This window comes from uncultured Virgibacillus sp. (genome assembly GCF_947495635.1).
Classification (GTDB): Bacteria; Bacillota; Bacilli; order Bacillales; family Amphibacillaceae; genus Virgibacillus; species Virgibacillus salarius.
Genome location: NZ_CANMAB010000003.1, coordinates 31,095 through 48,162, shown reverse-complemented (window position 1 = coordinate 48,162; position 17,068 = coordinate 31,095). Strand labels below are relative to the sequence as shown.

Below are 17,068 nucleotides of genomic sequence, written 5' to 3'. Positions count from 1 at the left end.
AAGATGGGAAATTTGACAGGGAAAGTTGCCATTGTTGCTGGCGGAACAAGAGGAGCAGGACGTGGTATTGCTATCCAGTTAGGGGAAGCAGGAGCTACAGTTTATGTAACAGGAAGGACTACGAATAACCATACTTCACCTATGCAACGATCAGAAACTATCGAGCAAACAGCAGCGTTAGTTAGCCAAGCGGGTGGCTGCGGCATCGCTGTTAAAACTGATCATACAAAGGAAAAACAAGTCAAATCCTTATTTCAAAGAATTGAACATGAACAGGGTCAACTGGACATTCTTGTGAATGACATTTGGGGCGGAGATCCGTTAACAGAATGGGGGAAAACTATAGGAGATCATGATTTGTCCGATGGGTTACAGTTGCTGCAACAAGCAGTACAATCACATATTATTACTTCACATTATGCTATTCCACTATTAAAGAAAGCACCTCAAGGAATAATGATCGAAATCACTGATGGGACAGATTATTCCTATCGAGGGAACTTCTATTATAGTCTAGCTAAGATCTCAAACATTCATATGGCACAAGCGATGGCCACTGACTTAAAGGAAGATTCGATTATAGCACTGGCTGTTACTCCAGGGTTTCTGCGCTCCGAGGCAATGCTAGATTTATTTCAGGTTACGGAAGATAATTGGCAGGATGGTGTTAAAAGCGATAAACACTTTATAGCATCTGAAACACCTTTTTACATCGGTAAAGCGATTAGGCATTTAGCAACAGATCCTGATGTTGGTCGTTTTTCGGGTAAAACACTATCTACCTGGCAATTATCCGATATTTACAATTTTACGGACAGGGATGGCAGTAAACCACATTGGGGTAACTATTATCATAAGCATATAAAATGATAAGGGGAAACTTCAATCAATGGAAGTATTACTGCCAGTTATATGCGGATAAAAATGCCAAGCTAGTAGTTAACTACTGGTTTGGCATTTTAGCATGAATAAACTTTGCTAATATCCTCACAATATGATTATCATCATTAACACGGGTTGGGGGATTATAGATGGGTAATATTACAATTTCACAATTAATGGCTATTTTCTTGTTAAGCACAGGCTTAAGCAACCATGTTATTGTGATACCAATCTTAATTAACGCGACTGGCCGAGACGCTTGGATTAGTGTGCTAATTGGTTATAGCCTCCTTCTAGCCCTTTCCCCATTGTTCCTTTATGTTACAAAGCAGTTTCAAGATCAATCGCTATTTCAATGGTTATCTTCTACCTATTCTAAAACGCTAAGTTATGGTATTGCTGTTTTAATTGTTATATTTCTTCTAATTATGGGCTGGATAACCTTAAAGGAAACCGTTATGTGGACAGATGAAACGTATTTGTTTTTTACACCAATCCTTGTTATCACCTTGTTTACTTTAGGCGCATCGCTCTATATATCTTATTGTAAGCTAAACGTTATTGGTATCTGCGCAGGCGTTCTGCTACCTCTAGTAATTCTTTTCGGTATGTTCGTAGCAATTGGTACTATTCCCGATAAAAACTACCGACTTGTGGCACCAGTACTGGTTGAAAATGGATGGGGAGACGTCCTCCACGGTGCTTTGTTCGCATTTGGTTCCGTTATTGAATTATTTTTATTGTATTTACTTCAACATCAGGTTACAAAATCAATCCAATTCAAGCATTTAGTTTTTCTTATCTTATTTTTATCTATCTTAACTACCGGCCCCTTACTTGGGACAATAGCTACTTTTGGCGTTGAAGAGGCAGCAAAAATTCGTTATCCAGCCTTTTTTCAATGGAGAATTGTTGGTATTGGAAACTATTTTAACCATCTGGATTTTTTATCTATTTACCAATGGTTATCTGGCGCTTTTATCCGTTTAGCTATCATCTTATATCTCATTACCCAAGCCTTTAACATTACTAATAAAAAGAAACGGCTATTTATACAAGCTTTTATCTGCTTCATCTATTTACTGTTTATGTTAGCCCCTATTTCGGATGAGGCATTTTTGAAGTTTTTATCTAACTATTATTACTTGGGAAGCAGTATCTTTGGTGTTGTAATCACTTGCACGATCGCACTCCTGATTAAATTATCGAAGAATAGGATGTCTATACATGCGAAAAAATAAAAAGCAATCAAAAGAAAACTATATACGAGACTTATTTCGAGATTCTTCGGATGTCTCCATTGAAAACCATCTCTTATATAATCCAAAGCAAAAAGAACCGATGTTAGTGATTTACTGCAACGGTATGATTGAACATAGTTTATTAATAAACAGTATTTTACCTGAAATACAAGAAAATTATTATCATAATGGTCTAAAGGGTGTAGAACATATAAACTGCTCAAAAAAAATAAAGTGGTCTAAAGATGAGGTCAATATCGGTCAAACCCTTCCAGAAAAAATATTTAACGGCTATTCAGCATTCATAATATCAGACCATATTTATTTCTTTGATACTTCGAATCCACCAAAGCGTTCACCTGAAGAGTCGAATGCAGAAGTATCTTTACGTGGACCTAGAGATGCATTTATTGAGGACATAAGCTCTAACGTAGCACTAGTTCGCAAGCGCTTAAAGACCAACTCGCTTACTTCAAAATCATTTGTAATCGGAAAAAGAAGTAATACGAAGGTAGAATTAGTTTATTTTAGCGATATCCAAAATAAAGATATGATAAATGAAGTTACAAAAAGGCTCAATCATATAGATATTGATATCTTGTTAAGTGATAATCAGTTATTAGGTATTCTTGGTGAATCTCATTATTCCTTATTTCCCCTTATGCAATCAATATCTCGTCCAGATGGTGTTGTAAGTAGCTTAGCAATAGGTAGGTTCGCCATTTTTATTGATAATGTACCAAATGTAATTATTGCTCCTGGCAACTTAGGATTATTTTTAAATACTTCTGAGGATGAGCATACACCGTATTATTATGCTACGTTTGAATTGTTTCTTAGACTTGTTGGGTTTATGCTGTCTATCTTCTTACCAGCTTTTTGGGTATCGCTATCTGCTTATAATGTTGACCAGATACCATTTCCACTATTAGCTACAATTGCTGCTTCAAGATTAGGTATTCCATTCAATACGACAGTAGAGTTACTCTTAATGCTTGGATTATTTGAATTATTTAGAGAAGCAGGAGTAAGATTACCGAAACCAGTTGGTCAAACCGTAGCCGTAGTAGGTGGTCTCATCGTAGGAGATGCAGCCATTCGTGCCGGTTTAACCTCTCCAACGATGCTAGTTATTTCATCTATTACGGCAGTTGCTACGTTTACATTAGGAAATCAGGCACTCTTTGGCACTGTTTCCATAATTAGAATCGGATCGATTCTTCTATCATCCTTATTTGGTATGTTTGGATTTTTCATTAGTGTTTTCCTTACACTTGGCTACCTTGCAAAACTCGAATCATTTGGTGTTCCTTATTTAAGCCCAGTTTCTCCTTTCTCTAAAAAAGATTTTGTGAAAGCCGTCGTAAAAGACCCTGTTGTTAAACAAAATGAACGAGCATTAATTTTGGATACGAATGATGCAGACAGGCAGGCTGATAAATAATGAAGCGTATCAAAAAATTACTTTTAATTAGTTTCTTATTACTTGTTTTAAGTGGTTGTTGGGATGAAAAAGAAATTGGCGAGGTTAATTACGCAACCGCTATGGCAATTGACTATCAAGATGAAAACTATATTATTTATGTGCAAATTTTAGACTTTTCCAATGTAGCAAAGCAAGATGTTAATAAACCCGCTCAGCAAGTTCCTCTTTACATTGGTAGGGCTAAAGGGAAAACAGTTAATGATGCTGTTAATAATTTATATCATACGTCACAGCAAATGATTAATTGGGCACATGTTGGTGCTGTTATTTATACGCAATCTGTAATTGAGAAAGGAGTTACGCGTGCGGAGCAGTCATTACGAAAAAACGGGCAATTTCGTTACACTCCTTGGATGTTTGGAACAAAAGAATCGATTGACGATATCCTAAGTGCTACAGGATTTTTTCAACTACCACCTGTCTACACCATTTTATATAAGCCCACGGATACGTATACTATTAACTCCTACATTAGGCCGATCCGCATGCATAAATTTGTTTCCATCTACAAAGAGCCTGGAGGAACGGCATTATTACCTGCTCTTTCTATCGATGAAACAGATTGGAAGGAATCTGTCGTAGAACCTAAGCCTAAAAAGACATTAAAGGTGAATGGTGTATTTCCCATTCATAATGGGAAGGGCAAGGAATGGTTATCCCATGATGAACTACCAGGACTTCGCTGGACCAATAATGATACGAAAAATACAACAATAGATGTTGTAGAAGATGATCAAATTAAAGGAACAGTTCGAATTATGAAGCCCCATGTGGAATTTAGTGTAGAGAAAAAGGGAAGCGATTTTCAATTTTCCATCCATGTGAAAGCTGTAGGGTCACTTTCTGACATGGAGGAGCAACTTTCAGTCAAGAAAATTGAAAAATTAGTAAAGAAACAAATAAAAAAAGAAATAACCGAAACATACTTAAATGGTATTAATAAAGGAGTTGACGTATATAACATTAAGAATAAGCTATTCCATCAACGAGTTAAACCAAAAGATTTAGCCAAGTATCCATTAAAAGCTGAATCACTTCATAAGATTACGGTTGATTTCCATCTAGAGACAAAGGGAGTATATGAATAAGGTAAGCCAATGATAATGTATTGCTATTGCTATTTTAACGAAGTTAAAAAACTGTAATCTATTGGGAAGTGTTTATGTTGTATAATATTTTTTAATTGCTCTCCATAAGCACTCCCGCTTGTATATGCCTTTTCTTTGTATTTCTTTTCTACATTAGTGGTAAGCATTTACGTTATGTTCTCCAATTGTCTATCAATAGCACGAAGCATATATGCAGCAAATAACTGTAATGCAGAAACATCCCATGCATGTTTTTGCTTATTTAAAGAATAATCAGCTAAGGAATGAGCTACTACCATATGTAAATCCTCTCTTTCATCAGCTAGCTGTGCTAGCATCCATTCACCTGCTTCTTGCTTAGACGATACAACACTTTCCCTCAAGTAATAAAGTACACGACATAAATTCAGACTATAATAAACAGGTGCGTTACGAATTTCAATATAGGCATCTTCGATATCCTTCATAATGGAAGAAAGGTATATTGTATGATCAATGGCAGGAAAAGCTAGCTGCTTAGCTTCACCAAATAATGTAACTCCTCGTTCAAGGGTTACGACAATGTGCGCTGCTAAATCATAGTCTTTACCATTAGCACATAGGTAGTTTTCATTCTGTAAATAATAATGTTTATGGTCCATGGAATAATGTAATTCAAAAGGAGTTGGATATAAAAAAGGGTATAAGGTGGATTGCAACATCATACTCATTTCTATACGTACAGCAAACCTATCTTCTAAGTCGATCAATTGTTTAATTATATGCTTCTTTTCATCCAACGATAGTTGTTTTCCCACAAGAACTAATAGATCTATATCGCTATGAAGCGGATTATAACACCCCATAGCTAACGAACCATGTAAATAAATACCATCTAGTTTTTCCCCTAAACATGTTTGGAAAGCATGAACAATGTTTTGCAACGTTTCATCCATATTCATAAAGATCTCCCCCTAACTGCCATCCATTCCGTTACAATAGAAGTAGTTAAAGCTTAGCATGCAGAGCATGTTAGGTAAATAGGAAAGGAGAAAGCGACTATGTTTTATCATCAGCTGAGCCCTGAAGCAGGTTTACAATTGTTAGAACACCGTCATGCAAACCAATTATTTTATTTAACCGATCAATCAAGAAATCATCTTCGAAAATGGCTACCATGGATTGATCAAACACAGACTGTCGAACATTCCTTAGCCTTCATTGACAGTGCACTGAAACAGTTCAGCAATAATACGGGGTTACACTTAGGAATATGGTATAAGGGAGAATTAGCTGGAGTGATTGGCCTTCATCATATTGATTGGGGAAATCGCTCTACATCAATTGGTTACTGGCTAGGGGAAAAGTTTCAAGGAAAAGGATTAATTACAAGTGCATGCAAAGCTATAATCAACTATTGCTTCTTAGAGTTACAATTAAATAGAATCGAAGTTCGGGTAGCAACGAAGAATATTAGAAGTGCCGCTATTCCGCAGCGACTTGGTTTTCATAGAGAAGGACAATTAAGAAAAGCAGAGTGGCTGTATGATACATATGTGGATCATTATGTATATAGTTTGATTAAAGATGATCTCTCGTCTCATTAACTATATAACCTTTTGTCCGTAAGCCGGCTGTTCTTTATAATTAATTGTGTTATTAGGCAGAAGGAAACGATACATTTCCTTCTACGGAGTATAAGCATGCATATTGGATAATTCTAAAAGAATCGGTGAGAACGTTCATCGATTCTTTTATGAGTATATATTATTTATTTTACTGCCTTCCAGATCGTCCAATAATCTACTTCCGTAATTTCTCCTGCTGTTTTTAAAGTTGTATTTAAATAGGATATAAATTTTTCAATTTCTTGATCAGACAGTTGATAAAGAATACTTTTCCCATTTCTTCTTCTAATATCCGTAAATAAAAGTTCTTTAGAAGGGTATATTTTTCTAGTTTCCTTCAATTGTAGCTCTTCGATATCTTTAAATCCCGCATCTTTTAATGAATTTATAATCACATCACTCGAGAATCGTCTTTTTTCTTCATAATTAATTAACCGGGGAAATAGCGAATATAACCACCCTCTAATATGTTTAGTATCGCCATCTCTCAAGCAATCGCTTATCGTCCTATCTTGAATAAGGTACACTCCATCTTTTTGTAAAATTCGATATGCCTCACGAAAGCAAGCCGGTAAATCCTTCAAATGATGAATGAGCGCTCTTTGTAGAACGAGGTCAACGCTACTTTCTTGTAAACCTGTACTATACGCATTACCTTTTTTAAATGATAGTTGTGAATAATTCTGACAATTCTGCTTGGCAGCTGTTAACATTACATCTGAAAAATCAATACCAATAACGGTGGGTATGCCCATTTCTGCCAACGCTTTGGCATAAATTCCGCCACCACAACCAATATCAGCAGCACGAATACGTGAAGCAGGTTGATTCATTAAAGTTGTTACAATATTTATCCATGAAGAATCTGCTTCTCTCGTTGCATACATCTCTTTGTGCTCTAACTCATGAAAATTCATAGTAAACAGCTCCTTATCATCTGCATGTTAATTCAATTGTAGCGTAATAGTCACGATAAATATAATCGTATATTTCTATTTAAATATATAAGAGATAATAATCACCATGCATGTAAATGTGTATATAGAGAGTGTGAAACTTCAATCCGTGGAAGGGCGTTTATCCCCCACGGATTGGTAGTACCACAAGGGTATGACCTAAAGTCCTTTAAACCAATCGGACATTTACTGGCAGTTGATCCACACTTACCCATATTGCATTCACTATTGCTTGATGTGAGGATTTTACTGCCAGTTATATGCGGGATAAAATGAAAATGACGAATTAGGAAGAACGCCCAACCTTTACACCATTACTTTACATCTACTGTATTATCACCCAAATTTTGCGAAGGGGGTTCTTATTTGAAGCTAACAAAATTTGTTGATAAATTGCCTATTATGAAATCAATAAAAGGATTATTCTTATTTAGAAATAAGGATGGAAGAATTCAGACAAAAACTACATCGTGATTTAAGACCGACAACATTATGGGGATATAACAGACAATTTCCTGGACCTACGATTGATACTGATCAAGGTAATCAAATGCATATTAAGTGGATAAACAACCTTCCTGATAAACATTTACTGCCAGTTGATAAATCCATTCATCATTTAGCTCATCAACCAGAAGTTCGAACAGTAACTCATTTACACGGTAGTGTAACTACCCCAGAAAGTGATGGTTACCCTGAAGCTTGGTTTACAAAGGATTTTAAGAAAGTAGGGCCTGCATTCCAACAGCAAGTGTATCATTATCCAAACAAACAGCGTGCTACAACACTTTGGTATCATGACCATGCTATGGGGATTACGAGATTAAATGTGTATGCAGGACTTGCCGGAATGTACATTATTCGAGGTACTCAGGAGAGAGAAATGAATATTCCAAACGATCCTTATGAAATTCCACTCATTATCATGGATCGTACCACTAATGAAGATGGATCTCTTTACTATCCAGCACAGCCTAATAATCCCACTACGAACACACCAAATCCATCTATTTCACCTGCATTTATTGGTGATAAAATACTCGTTAATGGTAAAATATGGCCGTATTTTGAAGTAGAACCAAGGAAATATCGTTTTCGGATTCTTAACGCGTCGAATACAAGGGGATATCAATTATACCTTAGTTCTGGTGCCCCCCTATATCAAATTGGTTCAGACGGAGGTTTTCTCCCCAATACGGTTAAGGCAAATACGATAAATATCGAGCCAGCTGAACGTGTTGATGTAATTGTTGATTTCAGCAAGTATAAAGAGAACTCTATTATTTTGAAAAATGACCTTGGACCCAATGCTGATCCAGATGATGAAACAAACGAGATCATGCAATTTAGAGTGCAACTACCACTAAAACAACGAGACCATACTATTATTCCAACCTACTTATCAACCATACCCTCTCTCAAACAAAATAAAATTAAAGCGGTTCGTAATCTAAAACTCATAGGATTAAATGATGACTACGGGCGACCACTGCTACTATTAGATAATAAAAAGTGGGGAGATCCAATTACTGAGACACCAGAATTAGGCTCAACAGAAATCTGGTCAATCATAAATGTTACCGGTTTCAGCCACCCTATCCATATACACCTTGTTCAATTTCAATTATTAGATAGGAGAGCTTTTGATTTGGCGCACTATAATAAGGATGGAAGGATTATCTACACGGACTCACCTGCTCCTCCTCAGCCAAACGAAAAAGGATGGAAAGATACAATTTCAGCTCCCTCAGCACAGATTACAAGAGTAATAAGTAAATTCGCACCTTATACTGGAAAATACGTTTGGCATTGCCATATTTTAGAGCATGAGGACTATGATATGATGCGGCCATTTAAAGTAATAGATCCTAACAACCAATAGGACGCTTAGAAAACCAGCATATTAATCTATAAAAAAACAAACAGGTTGAAAATAGTTCGTGCTACGAGCTGCTGGGAAAATATTCTTTGCTATCCATGGTAGATAGTGAGCCTTCTTGCGCTAACGTACGAAGAAGGCTCACGAATTCTTTCTACGTTGGAATACCCGTGAATATCTTGAAATTGTCTTACTGCCTGTTAACGTGAGGTAAGCATAGATAATTTAAAACGCCAGTTCCACTTTCTTTCCCTTTTCTATTGCTTGTTGTTTATTGTCTTCATACACATCACTTGTCGTTATTGAAATGGAGTTTAACTGTTCTGGATCTGATTTCTCAAGAATATATGCAAGTTCACCTGTTTTCACCTGTCCAGGTGATAGCTTTCCATGAAGTTCTTGTAGATAAAAATCATCTTCAAAACCCTTTAGTTCCCCTTCACTCGTCTCCAATACCGATACAGGTGCAACATTAATCGTTTGTTCACTTTTGTTCTGAATCTTTACTTGTAGCTTCAAGTAATTAAATCTATCTTCATGATGAGTGAATTGATGGAAGTAATCTATCAAATGAAGAGCAGGTCTATATTCCATCACCTTCAAATTCTTATATGTGAGCTCAATTGGTCCAATTTCTAGTCTTTTACTATCGTCTGTGCTTGCTACTAAAGTAACCTTGCCATCTTCATCTTCATATGTATCACCAATTTCTTTCAATGACCTCGTATCAGGTGCCTGTGGATTATTTATATATTGATCAACTTCTTTCTCTTCCTCTTTTATTGCTTGCATCCCTTTTCCTTTTTGTTCAGAATTTACAGCACCATTTTCTGCTTCCGCGTTTTCATCATGCCTAGCACAACCAAATACAACTAGAATAGCTATCAGCATAAGTAACCATTTAATCATTAATCTAAGCCCCTCCTGCCTCCATTTATGTAAATGATCCCGCTGCTTAAGTAACGGGATCATGGTATACATAGTTATTTAGGTTATGGCTTGGCGCTTCGAATATTTTTTAATATATCCATCACCTTGCGCCCAACCTCATGGTTATCATTTAAGCCAATAAACTGATCTGCCTGTGGACCATAAGCATATACATTTACATCTACACCATCATGTCCGCCAGTTGTCCATCCAGTACCAGAACGCACATCAAAAATTCGTTCAATCGCATTATCAATTTCTGTTGTATCGTCAGTTTCAACCGCTTTTTTTACAGATTCTATTTCTTCCGCTGTTAGATCCAAGTCAATATATTGATCCAAAACCTCTTTAACATCCTTGCCGTCACTAATCTCAGCTGCCATAAAATCAGGAGTACGTTTAGCTGCTCTCAAGGGTGTTGGATCCCATTTATATTCTCCATCGACCCCCATCACTAAACCACCAGTAGAATGGTCAGCAGTAGTGATTACTAACGTCTGCTTGTCTTTTTCTGCAAAATCAATCGCTCTTTCATAAGCTTTCTCAAAGTCTTTCATTTCACTCATCGCACCAACGATATCATTATCATGACCCGCCCAATCTATTTGACTGCCTTCTACCATTAAAAAGAAACCATCTTTGTTTGTGCTCAAGCGATCTATTGCTGTATCCGTCATTTCTTCTAGAGATGGCTGCTCTTGTGGTCGATCAATTGCTTTATCTAGCCCAACCGGAGCAAACAAACCTAAGATTTGCTTATTCGTATCAGCTACTAATTCTTCTCTTGTATTTACATAGCTATATCCGGCATCTTGAAATTCTTCTGCTAGATTGCGATCCTTTCTTTCAAAATAGGAGATACCCCCTCCTAAAATAACATCCACTTTATGCTTACCATCTACTTTTTCATCTATATAATCATCAGCAATATCATTATAATTATGACGTGACTTATCATGAGCTCCAAAAGAGGCTGGAGTAGCATGATTTACTTGTGATGTAGAAACAAGTCCTGTTCTTTTTCCTCTATCTTTTGCTTCTTCTAATACTGTCTTTACTTCATTCTTTTTCATATTAACGGCAATTGCACCATTATATGTTTTAATCCCAGAGGATAACGAAGTTGCAGCTGCCGCTGAATCTGTAATACTCTCTTCTGAATCCCAAGAATAGGTTTGCTGCATTCCCACTAAATGCTGATCAAAAGCAGTTTCCTCCAGATAAGGCGATGGATTATTCTTAAATGACCGATATGCTGTATTGTATGTTGGCCCCATGCCGTCTCCTATCATAAAGATGACATTTTTGACTTTTGCTTGACTAGGATAATGCCTCTTCGCTTCCACCTCTTGACCTGCAGCTATAAAACTACCAAGTACTAAAGAAGTGATAACTGTTAAGGTTAGTAATCTTTTCCCACACCTTTTGTTGATCAAAACAATTCCTCCTCATTTGTATTTGGACTCCATTACAGATTTTACAGAGAAACTATTAATCTATGGTTAAGAGTATATAAGAATAGAGTAAAAATAAAAGGGAAAAAATTCCTGGTCAAAAAGCCACATCACTTTAAGTTTTCTTCTAAGTTCTCTTCAGAAAACAACAAACTGCCGCTTGTAGTGATATCCTATCAAGCGACAGTTTTTAACTTTTACACCATTCATTTAGCAAAAGGAATCCTTTGATTTTGGGACTGATAATCCAAATAATGGTCGAAGGTATAGGGCTAAAAATGTACCAGCTAATGCTAAGATCCCCCAGACATAACCGTGTAGGCTAAAAGAAGCTATCCCTCCAAAATAAGCGCCAATATTACAGCCAAATGCAAGGCGAGCTCCATAGCCCATTAATAGCCCTCCAAGCATAGAAGCTACTACGTTTTTGAAGTTTAATTTTGTAAATTTAAATAACCCACCAGCTGCTGAGGCAAGAAACGCACCAAGAATAACACCTAAATTTAGTACAGTGGTAGAGTCTGTGAATATAGACGATTTTAGTACCTGAGCATTTGCTCCCTGCCAATAGCCCCAACTAGCAACGTCGACACCAAAGAATTGTGCTACCTTAGAACCCCATAGCGCAAATGCTGATGTAATTCCCCATGGAGCTCCACGCGTAAGTAGTGTAAGAGCATTTAATATAGCTAATATGCTAGCTGCTACAAATAATGGCCAAGAACCTCGTAAGATACGTTTCCAACCGTTTGTTGAAGGAACAGGTGCCATCTTAGGTGCTTTTCTTTTTCTTTCCACTTTAAACGTAATCCAAGCGATTAATCCAAATAATGCAATGGATACAATCCAAGCACCACCATACCCAAGTCCTGTTGAGGTTGCTAATGAAATAGGTTCAAAAGCTGGTAATTCTTCTGTCCAAAACAGGAGATGCTTCGCTCCAATGGTGGAACCGATAATAAAGAAAAGTAAGGTTACAAACATGACGGATCGTCCCCCACCAACAGCATATAATGTTCCTGAAGCACAACCACCACCAAGTTGCATCCCTATTCCAAACATGAAGGCGCCTACTAATAGACTTATACCTACTGGTGATACGTAGCCAGCGACTTCTCCACCAAAGAAGGAATGACCAAACGCTAAAATAGGTGCAAATAATGTCACTGCAATTGCTAGCATGAGCATATGTGAACGTAGTGCTTGCCCATTACCTACTGACATAAATCTTCTAAAAGCGGAAGTAAAGCCAAAACGCGCATGGAATAACGTATAACCAAGCAATAGCCCGATTATTAACAGTAACGGCTGAGTAATAGGTTGCTTAGCGAATAAGTAGATTAGCAGAATCGCTCCTACCAGTATCCCCCCAATAATTAAAGAAATTTGTGGTTTATTTAACTTCGTTGTATTTTTAGGAATTGGATCTTTTACTTCTCTGATTGGTTGAATCTTTGTCGACATCCAAAACACCCTTTTCTGATGAAATTAGTCAGATTTATTTCATTATGATAACTGCTATGCAGATTACTGTCAATAATTCGCTATGCATATTGGTCCGAATTTAACGGAGAAGATCTGGATAATAGACCTATTTATTGGTACGATCGAAATAATGAACCTCCATGTAGTAACAGCTTCTCAAATGGCAAAACGTTTATATCACACGAAGAGATTCACTAGCTTTGACTAGAGGAAAAAGCTTAAAAATTAATTCAACATAGTATAATAAAGCGTTATTACGTTATCGTTATCGTTATTTCGTATAGTGATACATAATTTTTTATGCTTTGGGCATCGCTAAACTATCTAAACGAATAAGGAGGTTTTTACATGTCTGAGGAAAACAAAAATCGCAATAAAGATAAGAATAAGCAAAATAACAGAAACAAACATAATAAACAACAGGATCACGTAGAATTTGCAAGCGAGAATGAATTTAATACAATTGAACAGAAAAAACGAAAGTAAATAGAAAAATCGCTATCTGTGGCTGTGACGCAAGAATAAGCGATGAATAACCCAAACTTCATCTGAATATTTTAGATAAGGTTGGGTTTTTGTTTTGGATCTCGGTAGTTTATTCATCGCTTAGTCAAAATGCTTCGCTTTCCTGTAGGATCTTCAGTCGTACTTTTGCCGTAAGATAAGGAAGCCTTCAGAAGCGATACATCGCAGGCAGAAAAGCGCTCTTCTTTTTCAAGGAGTCTACGTATTTTGACTGCGCATCGTATGAACATTTTTTATCGTTCGGCTTTTGGTTTAGCTATTTTAGTTTCGTCCCAGCCTACTTCTGTTTGTATCATCCTGTAATACGTCAATAGAACTAATTTACTTACGAAATGAATATTTTAGGCTGAAATTACAGCATATCCTTTTGTCCATCTCCAGTTTAAATACGGTGCATATTTATATCTATTTTATAAGATATAAAGTACACTCAACATGCATGATTAATGCGCTATTTATCCAGTAAAGGAGATACGAAAATGAAGACCGTCTTTAGTGACGTTGTAGAATACCGCGGTAGCCATTATGACTTCGGGTATTATCAAGGTGAAATTCTTAAACAAACACCTATTTTAGTTAATCGAAAAAAACAGTGGGAATCACAGAAGCGACGCCATTTCATTATTCAACTTGATACAGTGAAAGAAATGCTCCTTTATTTTGCACCTAGAATATGGGATGAGCTACAAGGTTTAGCCGATGCGTTACAACTGACGATCAAGGAAGCCGTCCAAGATTTTGGTGGCTACTATTTGGAATTTATTAGAAGTGGCTGTTCTATTTTCACAGGATCACATTATATGATTCGCAACTATGATAATGACCCTTCTACTTATGAGGGGCGTTATGTTATGTATCAGCCAAATGATAATGGCTACGCTACCATAGGACCAACTATGCAAATTACTGGGCGCACAGATGGAATTAATGAGAAAGGTCTTGCTATGGGTTATAATTTCATTAATCGAAAAAAATCTGCAGATGGTTTTCTTTGTAATATGATTGGCAGAATTGTGTTAGAAAGCTGCGCTAATCTGGAAGAGGCAATAACATTACTAAAAGAAATACCGCACCGCCACTCCTTTAGTTATGTTTTAATGGATGGGCTCGGGAAGTCCAGCATTGTTGAAGCATCTCCGCGAGCAGTCGCAATACGACAATCCAATATTTGTACAAACCACTTTGAGCACTTAGTAGAAGAGAACCGTTATCGAATGGATGACTCATATCAACGTTATGAAGCAATCTATTCACAGCAGCAGCATGCTGTTGATCCTTATCATGCCTTTCGAATGTTAAATGATACTGATAAAGGCGTGTTTTCTAAGAAATATGGAGCATGGGCAGGAACATTACATACCGCTGCTTATTTTTCTAATGATTTAAAAGCATGGTTTGCGCTTGGCGGAGACAGAAAACCGCTTATTATAGATTTTCAAAAATGGCTGTATGGAAAAGACCTAAACGCAAAGCGAATTAAAGGAGAACTCGATGCCAAAGATCCCTTTGTAAATATGGAATATCTATAGCTATGAAAATGGGACATTGTACATAATCTCGTTCCCTATCATATGGTATAGCATAAAGACGATATGGATGGAGGTATGCAATGGAACGTTTACCAGCTATTGATCTTGGATTAATGTCTGAACATTTAGCTGCACACGAAGGGGAACTTTGTAAATTAAACATGTACTTTGCCATCGCTAATAGTAGCCAGTTAAAAAATATTCTTAAGCTACAATCAAATGTGATGTATGCTCATGTTTTAGTAATGCTTGCATTAATAAATCCTTATCACCAGCAGCCAGTTAAATTACCATCAATGGATAATACCCATTCTGATCAAAATGTAAAACATAGTACAGCCACTAAAAATGATAAATGGATTGCCACTGAAGCCCATACTTCAGCAAAAAGTATGGCAAATGATAATTTTATATCTGCTCTGATGATGCAAGACCAACATGTAAGAGATATTCATGTAGAAATGGCTTTACAACAGTTAAAAATACAAGAAAACTATGAAGATTTTTTAAAGAATATGGGGTGGACATTTGTTCCCTACACCACCAGTGAGGAACAATTAAACACATATTATCATTTCCAACAACTTTTTAATAGGTAACGAAAGATTGCGAGAACAAAATTTTAATTATTGAAAAAATAATTCACAAAATAAAAACCTGTTTGCAAAAAGCAACAGGTTTTTATATAGAAAGAGCGAATTCTCCTATTCACCTAGACAAACCTCGATTACCGGTACAGTTACTTTAGGTTTTATAACAGGTAACTCCAACACTGTCTCGTTTTTAGCAACTACAGGCATATCATGATGGAATATGTTCGAATCTTGATAAACTACTACAGGTACCTCACTATGATCATGAAGAAATCTAGCATATTTCACATTGCCTAAATTTTTCAGATGAATCGTACGAAACGGCCACGAGAATATATGAATAAACAAACGATTCCCCTTTTGAGTAAGTCTACAATCCTGCGGACATTCCATATAGCTTGCACCTGTACCATAAATAGCATCGTGATGATCATTCATCCATGTTTGCAACGCATTCAAAATATCCGTGGAGGCTGAGTCAAAATTCCCCCTTGCTGTAGGTCCAAAATTTAACAGTAAATTACCATCCTTCGAGACGGTATCGATCAAAAGCTTTATGAGCATTTCTGCGGATTTATAATGTAAATTAGTTGGATTGTAACACCAGGTGCCATTTAACGTTTGACATGCTTCCCAAATACGTTTCTTCCCATTATCTGTATATAATGGTTCTGTTGGTTGATATTGCTCTGGTGTATACACTCCTCGATCTAGCCCTAATCGATTATTAAATAGAATATGAGGCTGATAGTTAAGAATCATATTCTCCAATTTTTCAGCTTGCCAATCAGCTGGTCCTTTGCCCTTTGACCAACCCCAATCTCGATCATCGTAGGAAAAATCAAACCAAAAATAATCAATTCTACCATACTTAGTAACAAGCTCTTCTATTTGATTATATAAATACGTTTGATATACAACCATATCTCTTTCTCTCGATCGCTCAGCCTCATCATCACGTTGTGGATGTAGTCCATCAATTGTATAATGTTCATGATGCCAATCAATAAGTGAATGATAAAAACCAATTTTTATATTTTCGTTACGACATGCCGCTACAAATTCAGCTACGATATCTTTCCCATAGGCTGTATTCGTAATTTTATAATCTGTATACGCGCTATCCCATAAACAAAAGCCATCGTGATGCTTCGTTGTTAATACAATGTACTTCATCCCACTTTGTTTTGCCTGAGCAACCCACTCATATGGATCCGCTAAATCTGGATTAAATTGATTTGCAAGCTTTTCATATTCTTTTTTTGCTATTTTATCTTGTGTCATTACCCATTCGTCTTTTGCTTTTAGTGCATATAATCCCCAATGTATAAACATACCAAAACGATCCTGAAGAAACCATGATGGATCCCCGTATCTGTCTGGCCAATCCAACGTAGATGTCATTCATTTTCC

At 36.6% G+C, this 17,068-nt stretch carries 15 protein-coding genes and 1 pseudogene; 10 read left to right on the top strand and 6 right to left on the bottom strand.

Features of this window, described 5'->3' with window-relative positions:
- The first annotated feature begins 3 nt into the window (after nt 1–3).
- The 4 genes from Q1A47_RS01440 to Q1A47_RS01425 all read left to right on the top strand — a co-directional run bounded on the left by Q1A47_RS01440 (nt 4) and on the right by Q1A47_RS01425 (nt 4,697).
- Complete coding sequence (locus Q1A47_RS01440) at nt 4–870, top strand: SDR family oxidoreductase (protein WP_026682190.1); 867 nt, start codon at nt 4–6, stop codon at nt 868–870.
- 161 nt (nt 871–1,031) lie between these two features.
- The gene (locus Q1A47_RS01435) at nt 1,032–2,123 is read left to right on the top strand and encodes an endospore germination permease (protein ID WP_121604987.1); all 1,092 of its coding nucleotides are present in this window, start codon (nt 1,032–1,034) and stop codon (nt 2,121–2,123) included.
- Complete coding sequence (locus Q1A47_RS01430) at nt 2,110–3,567, top strand: spore germination protein (protein ID WP_121604986.1); 1,458 nt, start codon at nt 2,110–2,112, stop codon at nt 3,565–3,567. The genes Q1A47_RS01435 and Q1A47_RS01430 overlap by 14 nt, the downstream gene beginning before the upstream one ends.
- The gene (locus Q1A47_RS01425; protein ID WP_121604985.1) at nt 3,567–4,697 is read left to right on the top strand and encodes a Ger(x)C family spore germination protein; all 1,131 of its coding nucleotides are present in this window, start codon (nt 3,567–3,569) and stop codon (nt 4,695–4,697) included. The genes Q1A47_RS01430 and Q1A47_RS01425 overlap by 1 nt, the downstream gene beginning before the upstream one ends.
- Nucleotides 4,698–4,864: 167 nt before the next feature.
- Here Q1A47_RS01425 and Q1A47_RS01420 read toward each other — a convergent pair whose 3' ends face one another.
- A complete protein-coding gene (locus tag Q1A47_RS01420; RefSeq protein ID WP_121604984.1) occupies nt 4,865–5,638 on the bottom strand; it encodes an aminoglycoside adenylyltransferase domain-containing protein in 774 nt (257 codons plus the stop codon).
- A 99-nt stretch (nt 5,639–5,737) separates the two neighbouring features.
- Between Q1A47_RS01420 and Q1A47_RS01415 the strand changes: the two genes are divergently transcribed.
- Complete coding sequence (locus Q1A47_RS01415; RefSeq protein ID WP_026682195.1) at nt 5,738–6,283, top strand: GNAT family N-acetyltransferase; 546 nt, start codon at nt 5,738–5,740, stop codon at nt 6,281–6,283.
- A gap of 164 nt (nt 6,284–6,447) precedes the next feature.
- Here Q1A47_RS01415 and Q1A47_RS01410 read toward each other — a convergent pair whose 3' ends face one another.
- On the bottom strand, nt 6,448–7,221 hold the full coding sequence (locus Q1A47_RS01410) for a class I SAM-dependent methyltransferase (RefSeq protein ID WP_121604983.1): 774 nt from the start codon (nt 7,219–7,221) through the stop codon (nt 6,448–6,450).
- Nucleotides 7,222–7,395: 174 nt separating this feature from the next.
- On the opposite strand from Q1A47_RS01410, the gene Q1A47_RS01405 reads away from it, so the two are divergent.
- Nucleotides 7,396–7,536 (top strand): hypothetical protein, encoded by a 141-nt coding sequence (locus Q1A47_RS01405; RefSeq protein ID WP_205388471.1) that lies wholly within the window; start codon nt 7,396–7,398, stop codon nt 7,534–7,536.
- A gap of 90 nt (nt 7,537–7,626) precedes the next feature.
- Nucleotides 7,627–9,142 (top strand): annotated as a pseudogene (locus tag Q1A47_RS01400) (multicopper oxidase).
- Between the two features lie 222 nt (nt 9,143–9,364).
- On the opposite strand, the gene Q1A47_RS01395 reads toward Q1A47_RS01400, so the two are convergent.
- From Q1A47_RS01395 to Q1A47_RS01385, 3 genes are all read right to left on the bottom strand, one after another.
- On the bottom strand, nt 9,365–10,048 hold the full coding sequence (locus Q1A47_RS01395) for a hypothetical protein (RefSeq protein WP_051388383.1): 684 nt from the start codon (nt 10,046–10,048) through the stop codon (nt 9,365–9,367).
- An 83-nt stretch (nt 10,049–10,131) separates the two neighbouring features.
- Nucleotides 10,132–11,505: an alkaline phosphatase gene (locus Q1A47_RS01390; RefSeq protein WP_240455738.1), complete on the bottom strand. Its 1,374-nt coding sequence runs from the start codon at nt 11,503–11,505 to the stop codon at nt 10,132–10,134.
- Between the two features lie 228 nt (nt 11,506–11,733).
- Nucleotides 11,734–12,987 (bottom strand): YeeE/YedE family protein, encoded by a 1,254-nt coding sequence (locus Q1A47_RS01385; protein WP_166529950.1) that lies wholly within the window; start codon nt 12,985–12,987, stop codon nt 11,734–11,736.
- Between the two features lie 369 nt (nt 12,988–13,356).
- On the opposite strand from Q1A47_RS01385, the gene Q1A47_RS01380 reads away from it, so the two are divergent.
- From Q1A47_RS01380 to Q1A47_RS01370, 3 genes are all read left to right on the top strand, one after another.
- Nucleotides 13,357–13,494, top strand: a complete 138-nt coding sequence (locus Q1A47_RS01380; RefSeq protein WP_162986396.1) for a hypothetical protein — start codon at nt 13,357–13,359, stop codon at nt 13,492–13,494.
- 518 nt (nt 13,495–14,012) lie between these two features.
- On the top strand, nt 14,013–15,062 hold the full coding sequence (locus Q1A47_RS01375; protein WP_166529949.1) for a C45 family peptidase: 1,050 nt from the start codon (nt 14,013–14,015) through the stop codon (nt 15,060–15,062).
- Between the two features lie 80 nt (nt 15,063–15,142).
- Nucleotides 15,143–15,661: a spore coat protein gene (locus tag Q1A47_RS01370; RefSeq protein WP_026682201.1), complete on the top strand. Its 519-nt coding sequence runs from the start codon at nt 15,143–15,145 to the stop codon at nt 15,659–15,661.
- Between the two features lie 105 nt (nt 15,662–15,766).
- On the opposite strand, the gene Q1A47_RS01365 is transcribed toward Q1A47_RS01370, so the two are convergent.
- Entirely contained in the window at nt 15,767–17,059 is a 1,293-nt protein-coding gene (locus tag Q1A47_RS01365) for an alpha-L-fucosidase (RefSeq protein WP_121604981.1), read from the bottom strand.
- Nucleotides 17,060–17,068: the final 9 nt, after the last annotated feature.